Here is a 16,060-nt window from a genome sequence, read left to right on the forward strand (position 1 = left end):
TTGATTATTATTTTTGATAATAAAGTTAACCTTTATAAGTGGCTTAATATCGCTAGAATTAATTAACGAATTTGTTAATTTTACTTAATATACCTTCGCTATCTAAACCTAACTCTTTATGTATTTCTTCTTGTGTGCCGTGCTTAATAAACACATCAGGTAAACCAATATTTAATACTTTTATCGCTATGCCTTTACTGAGTATAAATTCATTTACGCCTGAACCTGCACCACCTGCAATGGCGTTATCCTCAAGGGTTACGATGCAAGAATGCGTACTGACTATTTCTGAAATTAAAGACTCATCTAAAGGCTTAATAAATCTCATATCGACTAAGGTGGCGTTTAGAGAATCAGCGGCTATTTTTGCTTCATGTAACAAGGTGCCAAAACTTAAAATAGCAATCTCTTTACCTTGTTGTGTTATTTGGCTTTTACCTATTTCTAACGTTTCTGAAATTGCCGGTGACTCGGCACCAGTACCTGAACCTCGAGGATATCTTACTGCTGCAGGCCCATTGTGTTGGTAGCCTGTGGTGAGCATTAATTGACACTCTCGCTCGTCAGAAGGAGCCATTACAACCATGTTAGGTATACATCTTAAAAAGCTTAAATCGAATGCGCCTTGGTGCGTAGGGCCGTCGGCTCCCACAATACCTGCACGGTCAATAGCAAATAAAACAGGTAAGTTTTGAATCGCTACATCATGGATCAGTTGATCGTAACCACGCTGTAAAAAGCTTGAATAAATAGCCACAACAGGATGATAACCACCAATTGCTAAACCTGCCGCAAAGGTGACTGCGTGTTGCTCAGCAATGGCGACATCGTAATATTGTTCTGGAAAACGTTGGCTAAACTCAACCATGCCTGAACCTTCACGCATGGCTGGTGTAATTGCTGCTAATTTTTCGTCTATTTCGGCTGTTTTACAGAGCCAATGACCAAAAATTTTAGAATAAGTGGGTAAGCTTGGTTTACTTGCTGGCAGCGTAGTCTCTTCAGGATTAAACTTAGGAACAGCATGGTACTTAATAGGATCTTGTTCAGCGGCTTCGTAGCCTTTACCCTTTGTAGTAGCAATATGTAAAAGCTGAGGACCTTTTAAATTACGCATGTTGCTAATGGTATCAACTAAACCTTTAACATCGTGTCCATCGATCGGACCAATATAATTAAAACCAAGTTCTTCAAAAAAGGTGCTAGGAACCACCATGCCTTTAATGTGTTCTTCTGCTCGGCTGGCTAATTCTTTAATTGGTGGAATGCCTTTAAGTATGCGCTTACTACCTTCTCGAAGCCCAGTATATATACTTCCAGATAACATTTTAGCTAAGTGGTTATTTAATGCGCCTACGTTTTCTGATATCGACATTTCATTGTCGTTTAACACAACGAGCATATCTTTATTAATATCGCCGCCGTGGTTTAATGCTTCAAACGCCATACCTGCTGTCATCGCACCATCACCAATAACAGCAACTACTTTTCTGTTTTTTGCTTCTTTCTCTGCAGCTACTGCCATACCTAGGGCTGCAGATATTGATGTACTCGAATGACCGACACTTAACACATCGTATTCGCTTTCTTCTCTCCATGGGAATGGATGTAAACCATCTTTTTGTCGAATGGTATGCAGCTGATCACGTCGACCCGTTAATATTTTATGAGGATAAGCTTGATGTCCAACATCCCAAATAAGTTGATCAAAAGGTGTGTTATAAACAAAATGCAACGCCACGGTGAGTTCTATAGTGCCTAAGCCCGAAGCAAAATGACCACTGCTTTTACTAACTGAACTGAGTAAGTATTGACGTAATTCGTTACTCACTTGGGTGAGTTTATCTTTACCTAATAATCGTAAATCATCAGGCGTATTAATATTAGATAAAAGAGGGTAGTCATTCAGGTCAATTGTCATGTGTATTGATTATTCTTATTAATGTATATCGGGTAACTAGCTGGTGCGTTTTACAATGAAAGTGGCAAATTCAGCTAAACTGTGGGTATTGTAAGGTAAAGTAGACAAAGCTTGAAGCGCTTGTTGATATAAGTCGTCAGCTTTTTGTTGAGCACCTTCTAAACCAAGTAAAGCTGGATAAGTACTTTTATTGGCTGCTACGTCTGAACCCGCTGGTTTTCCTAGCTCTTCTTCGCTTGAAGTAATATCAATGATATCGTCTCTTACTTGATAAGCTAAACCAACAAGTTGTGCAAAAGTTTTTAATTGTTCTTTTTCTTTAATTGAAATTTTTGTACTGCAATCAGCCGCCATAAGTACAGAAGCTTCAATTAAAGCGCCTGTTTTTAATGAATGTAAATGTTGCAGTGCTTCTAACGAAATAGATTTGTCGGTTGCGGCTAAATCTAATGCTTGTCCGCCACACATACCTTGATAACCTGAAGCCTTAACTAATTGTTGCACAAAACCAATACGTTTATTTTGAAGTTGCTTAGAAAAATGGTGATTAGCTAAAATATCAAACGCTAAGGTTTGTAAACTGTCGCCTGCTAATATTGCAGTCGCTTCGTCAAAGGCTTTATGACATGTGGGGTTACCACGTCTCAAATCGTCGTCGTCCATTGCAGGTAAGTCGTCATGTAATAACGAATACGCGTGAATGCATTCTAATGCCGCAGCAATACCATCAATATCTTCTAATTTAGCGCCAACACTTATACCTGTTATATAAGCTAAATATGGGCGCATGCGTTTGCCACCAATCAGTAAACCATAACGCATGGCTTCTAATAAACGTTCGTCGTTACACGTTAGCTGATCTAATTTATGGGTAAGAAATTGATTAACACGTTGTTGGTATTCATCTAATTGAGGTAACTGACCCACTTAGCTATCGTCCTGTGTTAATTCAAATGTAGAAAGTTCTTGTTCTGGATTGTTTTTATCGAGCAATATTTGGATTTTTTGCTCGGCATCCTGTAGCTTCGTTTGGCTAGCTTGGCTAAGATTTAAACCACGCTCAAATAAATTCATTGAATCTTCCAGACTTAGCTCACCTTGTTCTAAATTTTGAACAATTTCTTCTAATTCATTGAGTGATTCTTCAAAGCTTAAGTTTTCAATTTTTTTTCTAGCCATTATTTTTTTACTGCTACATTTAATAGATAGGCGCAAAGGTACCTTAGCTTAACATTTTGGTCAATTAGCGTCGATTTATTAATTGATTGTTATCTTTTAATGAAAAGAACTTAAGTTATTGACATTGCGGGCGATAATAAAGTTATTAGTATTCGCGTAACCCAAATCGTTAATGTATTATTATTTTATAAAGTACAACGAAAACATGTGAACAGGAGAATTTTGTGGATTTAGCTACGCTTCTTGGAATGGTTGGCGCCATAGGTTTTATCGTAATGGCGATGATTTTAGGTGGTGATATCAGCATGTTTGTTGACACCCAGTCTATATTAATCGTGTTTTGTGGATCTTTATTCGTTGTATTATCAAATTATAATATGGGGCAATTTTTCGGCATAGGTAAAATATGTGGTAAAGCCTTCCTCTTTAAAATAGAAAAACCAGAAGAACTCATCGAAAAATCAGTTGAAATGGCAGACGCAGCTCGTAAAGGTGGTTTTTTAGCCTTGGAAGAAGCCGAAATCACTAACGCTTTTATGCAAAAAGGTGTCGATATGCTTGTAGATGGGCACGATGCTGATGTAGTACGCGGTACCATGCAAAAAGATATCACCCTGACCAGCGAGCGCCATGAAAGAGGCATAGGTATGATGATGGCTATTGCCGATGTTGCTCCTGCAATGGGGATGATAGGTACGTTAATTGGTTTGGTTGCCATGTTATCAAACATGGATGATCCTAAAGCTATTGGTCCTGCTATGGCCGTTGCGCTTTTAACTACACTGTATGGTGCCTTTTTAGCAAACGTAATTGCTATTCCTATTGCTAATAAACTAAAACTAAGACTTGATGAAGAAAAAATGAATCAGCAACTTATTTTAGATGCTGTTTTAGGTATTCAAGATGGTCAAAACCCGCGTGTTATTGAAGGGCTGTTAAAAAATTATTTAGCTGAAGGTAAGCGAACCATCGACACGAATGAAGAATAGGGGAGGCTAAAATGGAAGAAGAATGTAAGTGTCCGCCCCCTGGGCTACCTGCTTGGATGGGAACATTCGCTGATTTAATGTCATTGCTAATGTGCTTTTTTGTATTGCTGTTATCTTTTTCTGAAATGGATGTTTTAAAATTTAAACAAATAGCAGGCTCGATGAAGTTTGCTTTTGGTGTACAAAATAAAATTGAAGTAAAAGACATCCCTAAAGGTACGAGTATTATCGCCCAAGAATTTAGGCCGGGTAAGCCTGAACCCACGCCAATTGAAGTTATTCAACAACAAACCGTAGAAATGACCCAACAAATGTTGGAGTTTCAGGCGGGTGACGAAACTTCGGCAGGTGGTCGACAAGAGCAACGTGGAACTCAGCGTGGCGGTCAATCACAAAGTACAGCTAATGAACAAGCCGAACAACAAATAGTACAAACCTCAGAAGAAGCTCAAAAAGCCTCTCAAGAACAAATGAACGAGTTAATCAAGAAAATAGCAGATCAGCTCGATAAGCAAATTCAAGATGGTGCTATAGAGTTAGAATCTTTAGGCCAACAAATTATTATTCGTATACGTGAAAATGGCTCATTTCCCTCGGGTTCCGCTTTTTTACAACCACAGTTTAGACCTATTATTAGAGAAATAGGTGAGTTGTTAATGACGATACCCGGTGAAATAATGATATCAGGTCATACCGATAACCAAGGTATCAGCTCAGAGTTATTTACTTCAAATTGGGATTTATCAAGTAAACGAGCTGTCGCAATAGCGCATGAAATAATAAAAGTACCAGATTTTGATCAAAGCCGATTAGTGGTTGCTGGACATGCCGATGCTCAGCCTTTAGTGCCAAATACTAATGCACTTAACAGACGAAAAAATCGTCGGGTTGAAATTGCTATTAACCAAGGCCGAGCGCAAGAAACAGAACCTGTGTCTATTATTCAATAACACAATCAGTTCACAGTTAAAAAGAGTTGCATTTCGCAGCTCTTTTTTGTTTTAAAGCTATCATGACTATTTAACCTCAACTCGGGGTGATGAATGTTGATGAGTTGCTTTAAATTTTATTTATCAAAGGTTTAATTTTTCCCTTTGTTTTTCTATGCTTGTTGAGTAACTTTACTTATCTTGAGTTGATGTTATTTAGTTGCCCTCTTTATTTAGCTGATAAATATGCACTATTTATTATTGTAGTAGCCTTTTACTTTTTATCTGTTTATCTAAGCTAAACATGCTATTAAAAAATTATGATAAATGGCTTTATTTATCGTGTATAATTCGCGCCATTATTTTTGAAGTACATTTGTTAGGTATTAGCGTCCATGAAATTTATTGTAAAGTTGCAGTCTGAAATCACCATTAAAAGTAGGCCTGTACGTAAGCGTTTTACTAAAATATTAGAATCTAATCTTAAAACTGTACTTCGTCGTGTCGACGAACAAATTACTGCCCGTATGACGTGGGATAACATTGAAGTAAACTCACCAAACGACTCTCCAGAAAATCGTGAAAAGGTGATTGAAACTCTTAAATGTGTTCCTGGTATTCCGATGTTTTTAGAGGTTGTGCAAACAGACTTTACAGATTTGCATAGCATTTACGAAAAAACAATTGCTTTACATGCCAAAACGATTGAAAACAAAACCTTTTGTGTGCGTGTAAAGCGTACGGGTACTCACGAATTTAAATCTATTCAAGTTGAACAATATGTTGGTGGCGGCTTAAATCAAGCGGTTGAGTCAGCTAAAGTAAAGTTAAGCAAACCCGACGTTACTATTCATTTAGAAATTAAAAATGAAAAACTGTTTATTGTTACAGAGCGTCACAAAGGCTTAGGTGGTTTCCCAATTGCCACGCAAGAAGACGTATTATCGCTTATGTCGGGTGGTTTTGATTCAGCGGTTGCCAGTTACCAAATGATCAAAAAGGGGGCTCGTACTCATTATTGTTTCTTTAACTTAGGCGGTTCAGCTCACGAAATTGGTGTTAAGCAAGTCAGTTACTATTTATGGAACAAGTTTGGCGCATCTCATAAAGTTAAGTTTTTTGCGATTGATTTTGAACCTGTAGTGGCTGAAATTTTAGAGAAAGTAGAAAACGGTCAAATGGGCGTTATTCTAAAACGTATGATGATGCGTGCAGCAGAAAAAGTTGCCGCTCGCGCTAAAATACAAGCGTTAGTTACTGGTGAAGCATTAGGGCAGGTTTCTAGCCAAACGCTAACCAACTTAAATGTGATTGATCGTGTAACCGAGACCTTAATTCTAAGGCCATTAACAGCTTACGATAAACAAGACATCATTGATATTGCTCGTCAAATAGGTACTGAAGACTTCTCTAAAACGATTCCTGAATACTGTGGTGTTATCTCAAACAAACCTACGGTTAAAGCGGTGTTATCTAAAATTGAGCAGGAAGAAAGCAACTTTGACTTTGATATTTTAGACGACGTAGTAAAGAATACTCGTTTATATGATATTCGTGATATTGCTACAGAAACAGAAGCTGAAATTAAAGCGGTAGAAATGGTTGACCAACTTGATGATAGCGCCATTGTTGTTGATATTAGAAGCCCTGAAGAAGAAGACAATAACCCGCTAGAATTAGATAAAGTAGAAGTTATTCACATTCCATTTTATAAACTGGCGACAAAATTTGGCGATTTAGCGAAAGACAAAGACTATTTTCTTTATTGCGACCAAGGTGTTATGAGTAAGCTGCAAGCCTTGTATTTATTAGATAATGGCTTTACCAACGTTAAAGTTTACCGTCCGTAATTTACATTCATCATTACTGAGCTATAAGGCTAACACCCTTTGATATAGCTCAGTGTTTTTTGGGGTAGGAATATTCAATTCTTGCCCTAATCGATGAATATAACCATTAATATATTCCACTTCTGTTTGCCTACCTTGCTGTACATCGCAACGCATTGATGAACTATTTTTTGCAGTATTTTGCGCAACTAAATATACGGTTTCTTTTAAGCTTTCTTTATTCAAACTTATGTTTTTTAAATGGGCTATAACTACTATTTCATCTATTAGTTGGTTGATTGTATTCTCAAACTTCTCGTGAATTAGAGCACCATTTTTAATGTTGTGTAATGCTGTTAATGGGTTTATTACACAGTTAATCGCTAACTTTAACCATTGCTTCGATAATATATCTTCACACCAAATAACTTCAGGTAATACCGAATGCAGTAACTGCGTTGTTTTTGTTTCAAGTAATGGACTTTTTTTCCCAAATTTTCGGCCTAAATGAGAAACGCCAGCACCCGTATGAACTATCTTATTCTCAGAAAGTTTTAAGCAACCGTGCGTGGTAAGTAAGTCGAATACATTATTATTTTGTAAAAGCTGTGTTGACTCTGTATTTAAAGCCCCTAAACCATTATGTGTTGTTATTACGAGAGTATTTAATGTAATAAAGGGGGCTATGTCAGCAATGGCTTGATTGAGTTGATAGCTTTTAACACATACTAAAATAATATCTATTGAATGCTCGTTGCTGCTAGTGATCACTTTACTTGGAAAGGTTGTTTTTTGATTACTTAGTGAGGCGAATAAAATGGAATGTTGTAAGGTTTTTCGAGTAGGAGACTGATATAAAAAACAGTTAACAGCTTTGTTGTTACATAAACAAAAATGGCTATACCACAATAAACCAATAGCTCCTGAGCCAACAATCATTACATTAGTTGTAGGTTGAGTGGTAACTGAAGCCATAACGCTGGTCATATCGTTTCTTTTCTACCGTAAACCACTACCATCCATTTAATAATAACGAAGGTTCCAATACCAATAACATCGGCAATAAAATCTCTAAACTCACCATTTCTAAAGCCTAAATAATACTGGCCGATTTCGGTAAGTCCTGAATATAAAACCAAACAAATAGCTAAATTAAACAAAGGTAATTTAAATAAACTATTTAAAATCCATGTTAAGCAGAAAAAACCAATAAAATGGCCAATAGTATCAATTTTAGTAAATTGAAAAACGACCTCTCGTACTTCATTTGAAATAGTAAGCATCACCACAGACACCAATATAACAAGGAAAAAAAGTAAGTGATGGAGATATTTCATAAAGTTAGCAACAAAGGGAGACGATTTATCCTCATCATAACATGATGGAATAAGCCTATTCCAACGTATATTCGTTTAAATGTAGGCAAATATTCAGCATTATTATCAGCTTAATATTGGTTATCGAGTATCAGACTGTTATTATTTGCCTATCGTATTTTGTTTTAAAAAGAGAAAAATTATGCCATCAATGGATATCGTTTCTGAAATTAATATGGAAGAAGTACTTAACGCAACCAACAACACTAAAAAAGAGCTAGAAACTCGTTTTGATTTTAGAGGTGTTACAGCAAGTATTGAATGGAAAAAACCAACCGTTATCATTAAAGCAGAAGCAGAAATGCAATTACAACAGTTAGTTACCATGTTACGAGGTAACCTGGCTAAACGTAATATTGATGCTAAAGCACTCACTGTGTCTAAAGCTGAGTTTTCAGGCAAAACCGTTACTCAAACCCTTTCTTTTCAAGAAGGTATTGAACAACCCGTAGCGAAAAAAGTGGTTAAATTAATTAAAGACAGTAAGTTAAAAGTACAAGCCGCCATTCAAGGCGAGCAAGTACGTGTTACCGGTAAAAAGCGTGATGATTTACAACAAGTTATGCAGCTTGTGCGCGAAGCTGACTTAGAGCAATCATTTCAGTTTAATAACTTTAGAGACTAAAGCGTTTTAGGGAAAGGAGTTCCCTAAATGTGCTATTAGCTGGTGTGGTTTAGCACTCCCCTAAGAACTTATATCTTAGGGGAATATCTTGTAGGTAGTTATAATCGGCCTTTAATTTTCTTTCTTGTATATTTTCAATATAATCTCTTCACTTATCCATCTTATGTCAACTCATAGGTACTAAAATCTTTACACTTAAAATTGTGCAATCTTCAACCTAAACACGGGTTTATTAAATTAATACTGTTGTTTTGCGAATACATTAAGTAAATTACTCCGTTATGATCCTAATAAAAAAGATAGATGTTCATGGCTGGAAGTAGAGGCGGATTTAGTTCGCGACTAGGTTTTATTATGGCGGCTGCAGGTTCTGCGGTTGGTTTAGGGAATATTTGGGGCTTTCCAACACAAACGGCGAGTAATGGTGGTGCTGCCTTTGTATTGATGTATTTAGTGTTAGCATTTTGTTTAGCTTATCCTGCATTTATGGCCGAAATCTTAATTGGTCGTTATGGGCAAGCTAATGCGGTTACTTCACTTCAAAAAATGTCTAAAAGCTTATTCCAAAAACGCTTTGCTTTTGTTGTGGGTTTTGCTGGTGTTATATGTGCGGCATTAATTTTAAGCTTTTACGGGATAGTTGCAGGTTGGATGATTGCTCATACCGCTGAACCTGTGGCTAAATTAATGGGGAGCGTAGAAAGTGCTCATTGGCTGGTGGCTTTTTCCTTCGAACGAAACCTCATTTTTACCGCAATATTTGTTAGTTTAACTATTTTTATTATTTCTCGCGGTGTTGAAGACGGTATTGAAAAGTGGTCTAAACGATTAATGCCGCTCATGTTAACGTTACTGCTTATTTTAATTGGCTATGTGCTTACTTTAGAGGGCGCTAGCGAAGGCTTAGAGGCTTATCTTAATCCTGATTTTTCCCGTATTTTTGAACCTACACTATTGTTAAGTGCTTTAGGGCAAGCCTTTTTCTCTTTGTCTTTAGGTACGAGTGTTATGGTGATCTACGGCTCTTATATTTCTAAAAAAGAAAATATGGTGAGTTTAGGTGCACAGGTTACGTTAATTGATGTATCAATCGCTTTTTTAGCGGGTTTATTAATTATTCCTGCTATGTATGTGGCTCAAGCACAAGGTGTAGAAATATTTGCTGCTGATGGCAGTTTATTATCTGAAGATACTTTGGTATTTACTGTACTACCTAGCTTATTTGAAAGTATGGGCGGAGTAGGCCTGTTTGTTGCTATTGGCTTTTTTGCTTTAATGACGATTGCGGCGCTAACATCTTCTATTTCAATGCTTGAAGGGCCAGTTTCTTATGCGGTAGAGCGACATAATATAGAACGTAAAAAAGCATCTATTATTATCGGTATTGGTATTTTTTTACTGAGCGTTATTATTATGGCTAACTTCGAGAGCTTGTTTGGCTTAGTGATTACCTTGTCTACTAAATACGGACAGCCAATTGTAGCTATGCTTTGTTGTGTATTTGTAGGTTGGATATGGCAACGTAATTCGTTATTAGACGAAATTAAGCAAGGTAACGAGTCTATTGAAGAGAGTTTCTTCTGGAAGATTTGGCCTGTTTATACCAAGGTAGTTTGTCCAACGGCTATTGCTATGGTGTTTTTACACTCGCTTTAGATACCAAATTTGTAGAATATTTGCTTATAAAAAAGCCCGTAATGATAGTGATATCATTACGGGCTTTTCTGATCTTTACCTACGGTGAGTAGGTTAAATAAGTGCTAATTAAGCAACAAATTCTTTTAATTGTGTTAAAGATAATGCGCCAACTTTAGTTGCACTTAACTCGCCATCTTTAAATAGTAATAAAGTAGGGATGCCTCTGATGCCAAACTTAGTCATTAACTCTTGTGCATGGTCTGCATCAATTTTTACGATTTTCAATTCGCTATTTTCTTCAGATACTTGATCAAGTAATGGAGCGATCATTTTACAAGGTCCACACCACTCAGCAAAAAAGTCTACTAATACTGCACCTTTGTGTGCCGTTACTTCTTGTTCAAAATCTTCAGCTTTAATTACTGTTACATTGCTCATTATTTACTTCTCTTTTAATGTTAATAATATATCTATACCAACCCCATAATTAATTGATCATTATTGCTGTTTTAAATCACCAATTAATTATGGAACTGATATTGTTTATTTGAGGGGGCATTCTAGGTGGTTTTCATTTAACTTAATAGATGGTTTAATAGAATCTATTGTTCTATATATGAGACAAACTTTGTGCTGAATTTAGATGATCTTATTTTCTTTTCTACCATTATTGATTCTGGCTCTTTAACGCAAGCGGCTCGAACTATGGGCGTGCCTAAATCTAAATTAAGCCGACGATTAGCTAATTTAGAAGCAGAACTTGGTTATCAATTGCTTATTCGTACTACGCGTAAGCAAGAGTTAACAGAAAGTGGCTTATTACTTTATCGTTCTTGTAAGCCTCATTTGGAAGCGCTAAGTAGTATTGAAAACGACATTCACGAGCTTAATACATCACCTAAAGGTCGGTTGAATATTTTGCTGCCGATAGAATTTTTTAGTCAGATTATTAGTCAAATCATTACCGATTTTGCCAAAATATATCCCGATATTGTGGTGCATTGCAGCCATTACAGTTCTGAATTTCCTGAAGAAAATTATTATTACGATTTGATTTTTGTTTTACATGAAACCGATTTAGCTCATTCGAGTTGGGTCGGTAAGCAGTTATTAAGTTTTCCACAATCTATTTATTCAGGTGTTAATGAATCGGTTGAGCATATACACACGCCTGAAGATCTCCAAAATGAAAAGTGCATTACATCGAATAACAACGAACAGTGGTTGTTTAGGGAGAATAATAAAATTCAACTTATTTCTGTGCATGAAAAAGTTATTTTATCCAGTCCACAAATGAGGTTAGAGGCAACATCGCAACACTTAGGTATTGCTAAACTTCCTGATTACTTGTGCCAATCGCAAGGGCATTTACTGAATGTTAAAAGGTTGAAACTAAGCCACGACCCTGTGGCATTACAGCTTACTGTTTTGTATCAAAGTAGGAGTATTGCTTTTAAAACACGAATGTTTTTAGAGTATTTTCAATCGAAAATGGGAAGTTTGTCTTAAAGCTATAGCCGTTACACTTTAGGCCAAGGTAAAAGCCAGGGGAGTTCTATTTGTTTGAGTTGTTCTGAAAATTCAGCTGACAAAAATAGCTCGCCAGAGCTAGGGGCTTGTATATATTCGTACTGAATATTGTTTAAAGTAAATTGTAAGGCGTAGGCATGCAGGTAACCTCTGTCGAACATAGGGTTATCAGTAGCGTTACTTCCTCCGTATACAGCATCGCCAATTATAGGTGAGCCTATACTGCTTAGTGCAACTCTTATTTGATGGGTTTTGCCTGAATGAGGTTTAACTAAATATAGCCTTATACCGTTTCCTATACTGAAAGACATAAATTGGCTGATAGCAGGGTTTTCTTGGCTTCTTAGTAGCTTCCATGCGCTACGGCGACTTTTAGCCATATCACCTTTAATTAGGCCTTGTTTCTTTTTCGGCTTTTTATCACTGAGGGCGAGATAATATTTTTGAATGTGGTGCTGTTCAAATAACTGCTGAAAAGCTTTTGCGGTTTCACTATTTTTGGCAAATATAAGCAGGCCTGACGTCATTTTATCTAAACGGTGTACTGGGTATAACTCGCTTGTAGACTTAAGCGACTGCTTAACTTCATTAAAAAAACCTGAGCCTATTTCACCTTCATCATGAAAGTTGGTATTGGCTGGTTTATTTACAACAATAAAGTTGGACTGCTCATCAATAATCCTAATGCTAGAAGACGACATATTAATAACTAAGCCCAATTAACGTATAAATCGCAATAGTGATCACTCCGCCAAATAATGTGTAGGGTAATTGGGTTTTAACGTGTTCGAAATGATCACAACCACTAGCTATAGAGGCAACTACGGTAGTGTCTGAGATAGGTGAAGCGTGATCTCCAAATACGCCACCACCTAAAACAGCGGCCACCATAAACTCAATAGGTAAGCCACTTTGCTGGGCTACAGGTACGGCAATGGGTACTAAAATAGCAAAAGTTCCCCACGAAGTTCCTGTAGCAAAAGCCATTATACCTGCGGCAATAAATAAAATAGGAGCCATTAAAAATAATGGAAATTCCACATTAATCAGCTGGCTAACATAAAGCCCTGTACCTAATAACTTTATTGCACTACCGAAAGCGAAAGATAAAACCAGCACGCCAACAGCTGGTAACATTTTTTTAGTGCCTGTTACTATGCCAGCTAAAATTTCAGTAACCGATAAAAGCTTATAGCTTAAAATGAATAGGGTTAAACACACTAAAGCACTTATTATTGCCCAAAATACGGAAAACGAACCTGAACCTTGTCGAATGTCTCCATTTCCCGTAAACCAGAGTAAACCTAGGGTGGTGACTAATAGCATTAATAAAGGAAACCACATAACCATAGCTGGTGCAGTTTTAGTGATTAATTCTTCATTGTTTTGTTCTTGAGTTATCGGTTGAGCTAAGCGTAATGAGCCATAAGCTTTACCTGAAAATGCAGTGTAATAAGCTAAAACTAAAGCAATAATAGCGTAAAAGTTATAGCCAATTGTGCCAATAAGAATACCCACAGGATCGTTAAAGCTATAACCGTCTAGCAGCCCTAAAACATAAGCTCCCCAACCGTTTATCAAAAAAAGAATACTGACGGGGGCGCAGGTTGAATCCAATAAATAGGCCAGTCTTGCACGGCTAAGTTTATGCGTATCAAATAATTTTTGGCTTGCCATGCCTGCTGTGAACATACTTAAATTAGTATCAGTAAAAATGCTGGTGCCAATAATGGTAGGTAACATAGCGGCTTGTCTTTTATTTTTAACCAGATTGAGTTTGGCTAAACTTTCAATAAACCCATTTACCGCGCCCGATTGATTCATCAAGGTAACTAACGCGCCTATTAATAAACTGAAAGCGACAATATAACTATTTCCAGTTGAACTAAACACACCCACTATGCCTAAAGCACTGTCGGTGAGCATAGTGAATGGATTGAAGTGGTTTATCATCAGAAAAGTAAACATTAACCCACATAACAATGCGATTAGGGCGTTTCTTTTCCATACGGCAATAATAATTGCAATTAAAGGGGGAAGTAGGCTTAGTGCGCTATCTTGCATTTTTGATTCACCTTTGGAATGTTGACGTGACTTTACCGTATAGCCGATAAATTGCAAATAAGCTTATGGGTTGTAGGGAGATAAAAATTATATATTGTAATTAATTATTTTTTAAGCGAACTATTTTGTAATAGATTGCTAGTATGTAAGGTCTGATAGCAAGTGACAAAAATTATGTAGCAATATTTTGTGTAAAGCTACAAATTTAATTGGCTATTTAAATGCATTATGGGATTGAAATATTTTTTTTAAGCCATAAATAGGTTCCATTAACGCTTGCGTAAAACGCATAGGAATTATTTTGAAATTATCTTTAACTGAGTATCTTTCTGTTTTTAATGAAGAAGCTAATATATCTTCTTTAATAGGTTTTGGAAGGGGCATAGAACGTGAAGCCCTACGTGTACTAGCTGAAGGTAAGTTATCAGAAAAACCTCATGCTTATAATTTAGGTTCAGCTTTAACTAACCCTTATATAACAACAGATTACTCTGAAACGTTATTAGAGTTTATTACTCCTGTTAATAAAAGTCCTGAAGATGTTATTGCACAATTACAAGACATTCAAAAGTTTACCTTAAGCCAAATTGACGGTGAGCTTTTGTGGCCAATGAGCATGCCTTGTTTTGTTGATGATGCGAATAAAATACCTTTAGCTCAATACGGCTCATCTAACATTGGTAAAATGAAAACTGTTTATCGCCAAGGTTTAAAAAACCGATATGGTAGTATGATGCAGGTTATTTCAGGTATTCATTTTAACTTTTCTTTTCCTGACTCCTTTTGGAATGTACTACAAACTACACTAAAAGATACGCAACCGCGCGATGAGTTTGTTTCAGAACGTTACTTTTCATTATTAAGAAACTACAAACGTTTTTGTTGGTTGATACCTTATTTGTACGGTAGTTCACCCAGTATTTGTAGCTCATTTCTACAAAATAAACCGCAGGTTTTACCTTTTAAAAAATCACCTAAGGGTTACTTGTATTTAGAGCATGCAACGTCTTTAAGAATGAGTGATTTAGGTTATACCAATAATGAACAGTCATCATTGAGTATATGTTACAACCATGTAGATACTTATGTTGAAGCGGTTAAAAAAGCGATTAACTTATCCTCAGATAAATTTGCAAAAATAGGGGTTAAAGTTGACGGGAAATATCAACAACTTAACGCTAACGTATTGCAAATTGAAAACGAATTGTATGCACCTGTTAGGCCTAAAAGAGTTGCTAAAGCAGGTGAAAAACCTTCTGAAGCACTTAGTAGCAGAGGGGTAGAGTACATTGAAGTACGTGCATTAGATGTAAATCCATTTGTTGATACTGGCGTTAGCTTAGAACAAGTTTACTTTTTAGATATATTTTTAATGTATTGCGCATTAACAGAGCATGATTATCTCGATGGTGAAAAACAAAAAATATATGAAAATAATATGGATGAAGTGGTATTAAGAGGCCGAGATCCTGAACTACGTTTGTGTGATAACGGCGAACATAAGTCAGTTAAAGAATGGGGCAACAGTATTTTTGATGAAATGCTACCTATTGCTAAATTATTAGATAAGGCAAATGGCACCACTAAGTATCAGCAAGTGCTGTCAGATGAACTCGATAAAATTAACAATCCTGAGTTAACCCCTTCAGCTAAAGTCATTGATTTGTTAGTTAATCAAAATAAAAGCTTAACGCAAGTTGCCTTATCTATGGCGCAAACATACAGAGATGGGCTATTAGCACAAGACTACAATATGCTAAATGAGCAAGATTTTATTGATAGCGTTAATAAATCACATAAAGATCAGCAAGTGATTGAAACAGCAGATACCGTAGATTTTGACCAATTTTTAGTTGATTATTTCGCACGTTAAAACAGCTATAAAGCTTTAAGCAAAAAAAAACGCATTTACAAAAGTAAATGCGTAAAACATGAAATACTATGTGGGAAATACAAGTTTTCAAAGGTATGAGTTATTTA

General features: G+C 36.4%; 15 protein-coding genes. 7 read left to right on the forward strand and 8 right to left on the reverse strand.

Going from position 1 to position 16,060, the window contains the following annotated elements; all coding sequences use genetic code 11:
* Nucleotides 1-58: 58 nt before the first annotated feature.
* From dxs to B0X80_RS07800, 3 genes are read right to left on the reverse strand one after another with little or no spacing between them, the layout of a single operon-like run.
* Nucleotides 59-1,921, reverse strand: a complete 1,863-nt coding sequence (gene dxs, locus B0X80_RS07790) for a 1-deoxy-D-xylulose-5-phosphate synthase (RefSeq protein ID WP_077339272.1) — start codon at nucleotides 1,919-1,921, stop codon at nucleotides 59-61.
* Between the two features lie 36 nt (nucleotides 1,922-1,957).
* Nucleotides 1,958-2,848, reverse strand: coding sequence for a (2E,6E)-farnesyl diphosphate synthase (gene ispA, locus B0X80_RS07795; RefSeq protein WP_077339273.1), 891 nt, complete (start codon nucleotides 2,846-2,848; stop codon nucleotides 1,958-1,960).
* On the reverse strand, nucleotides 2,849-3,100 hold the full coding sequence (locus B0X80_RS07800) for an exodeoxyribonuclease VII small subunit (RefSeq protein WP_076417002.1): 252 nt from the start codon (nucleotides 3,098-3,100) through the stop codon (nucleotides 2,849-2,851).
* A 224-nt stretch (nucleotides 3,101-3,324) separates the two neighbouring features.
* On the opposite strand from B0X80_RS07800, the gene pomA reads away from it, so the two are divergent.
* The 3 genes from pomA (at nucleotide 3,325) to thiI (ending at nucleotide 6,868) form a co-directional block, all read left to right on the forward strand.
* On the forward strand, nucleotides 3,325-4,089 hold the full coding sequence (pomA, locus tag B0X80_RS07805) for a flagellar motor protein PomA (protein WP_077339274.1): 765 nt from the start codon (nucleotides 3,325-3,327) through the stop codon (nucleotides 4,087-4,089).
* A gap of 11 nt (nucleotides 4,090-4,100) precedes the next feature.
* Nucleotides 4,101-5,039 (forward strand): flagellar motor protein MotB, encoded by a 939-nt coding sequence (locus tag B0X80_RS07810; protein WP_076417000.1) that lies wholly within the window; start codon nucleotides 4,101-4,103, stop codon nucleotides 5,037-5,039.
* Nucleotides 5,040-5,413: 374 nt separating this feature from the next.
* Nucleotides 5,414-6,868, forward strand: a complete 1,455-nt coding sequence (gene thiI / locus B0X80_RS07815; RefSeq protein WP_077339275.1) for a tRNA uracil 4-sulfurtransferase ThiI — start codon at nucleotides 5,414-5,416, stop codon at nucleotides 6,866-6,868.
* A gap of 21 nt (nucleotides 6,869-6,889) precedes the next feature.
* Here thiI and B0X80_RS07820 read toward each other — a convergent pair whose 3' ends face one another.
* Entirely contained in the window at nucleotides 6,890-7,834 is a 945-nt protein-coding gene (locus B0X80_RS07820) for a ketopantoate reductase family protein (protein ID WP_077339276.1), read from the reverse strand.
* Nucleotides 7,831-8,130, reverse strand: a complete 300-nt coding sequence (locus B0X80_RS07825; RefSeq protein ID WP_077339277.1) for a VanZ family protein — start codon at nucleotides 8,128-8,130, stop codon at nucleotides 7,831-7,833. The genes B0X80_RS07820 and B0X80_RS07825 overlap by 4 nt, the downstream gene beginning before the upstream one ends.
* Nucleotides 8,131-8,365: 235 nt before the next feature.
* Between B0X80_RS07825 and B0X80_RS07830 the strand changes: the two genes are divergently transcribed.
* Both B0X80_RS07830 and B0X80_RS07835 read left to right on the forward strand, forming a co-directional pair.
* A complete protein-coding gene (locus B0X80_RS07830; protein ID WP_077339278.1) occupies nucleotides 8,366-8,848 on the forward strand; it encodes a YajQ family cyclic di-GMP-binding protein in 483 nt (160 codons plus the stop codon).
* Nucleotides 8,849-9,157: 309 nt separating this feature from the next.
* Complete coding sequence (locus B0X80_RS07835) at nucleotides 9,158-10,504, forward strand: sodium-dependent transporter (RefSeq protein ID WP_077339279.1); 1,347 nt, start codon at nucleotides 9,158-9,160, stop codon at nucleotides 10,502-10,504.
* Nucleotides 10,505-10,612: 108 nt separating this feature from the next.
* On the opposite strand, the gene trxA is transcribed toward B0X80_RS07835, so the two are convergent.
* Entirely contained in the window at nucleotides 10,613-10,924 is a 312-nt protein-coding gene (gene trxA / locus B0X80_RS07840) for a thioredoxin (protein ID WP_076416989.1), read from the reverse strand.
* A gap of 192 nt (nucleotides 10,925-11,116) precedes the next feature.
* Here trxA and B0X80_RS07845 point away from each other — a divergent pair, with 192 nt between their 5' ends.
* Nucleotides 11,117-11,995 (forward strand): LysR family transcriptional regulator, encoded by an 879-nt coding sequence (locus B0X80_RS07845; RefSeq protein WP_077339280.1) that lies wholly within the window; start codon nucleotides 11,117-11,119, stop codon nucleotides 11,993-11,995.
* Between the two features lie 11 nt (nucleotides 11,996-12,006).
* Here B0X80_RS07845 and B0X80_RS07850 read toward each other — a convergent pair whose 3' ends face one another.
* Both B0X80_RS07850 and B0X80_RS07855 read right to left on the reverse strand, forming a co-directional pair.
* The gene (locus tag B0X80_RS07850; RefSeq protein ID WP_077339585.1) at nucleotides 12,007-12,717 is read right to left on the reverse strand and encodes a TIGR01621 family pseudouridine synthase; all 711 of its coding nucleotides are present in this window, start codon (nucleotides 12,715-12,717) and stop codon (nucleotides 12,007-12,009) included.
* Nucleotide 12,718: 1 nt separating this feature from the next.
* A complete protein-coding gene (locus tag B0X80_RS07855) occupies nucleotides 12,719-14,080 on the reverse strand; it encodes a Na+/H+ antiporter NhaC family protein (protein ID WP_077339281.1) in 1,362 nt (453 codons plus the stop codon).
* Nucleotides 14,081-14,381: 301 nt separating this feature from the next.
* On the opposite strand from B0X80_RS07855, the gene gshA reads away from it, so the two are divergent.
* Nucleotides 14,382-15,953, forward strand: coding sequence for a glutamate--cysteine ligase (gene gshA / locus B0X80_RS07860; protein ID WP_077339282.1), 1,572 nt, complete (start codon nucleotides 14,382-14,384; stop codon nucleotides 15,951-15,953).
* The last annotated feature ends 107 nt before the right edge of the window (nucleotides 15,954-16,060 follow it).

The organism is Pseudocolwellia agarivorans (assembly GCF_002000085.1).
In the GTDB taxonomy this organism is placed as follows: domain Bacteria; phylum Pseudomonadota; class Gammaproteobacteria; order Enterobacterales; family Alteromonadaceae; genus Pseudocolwellia; species Pseudocolwellia agarivorans.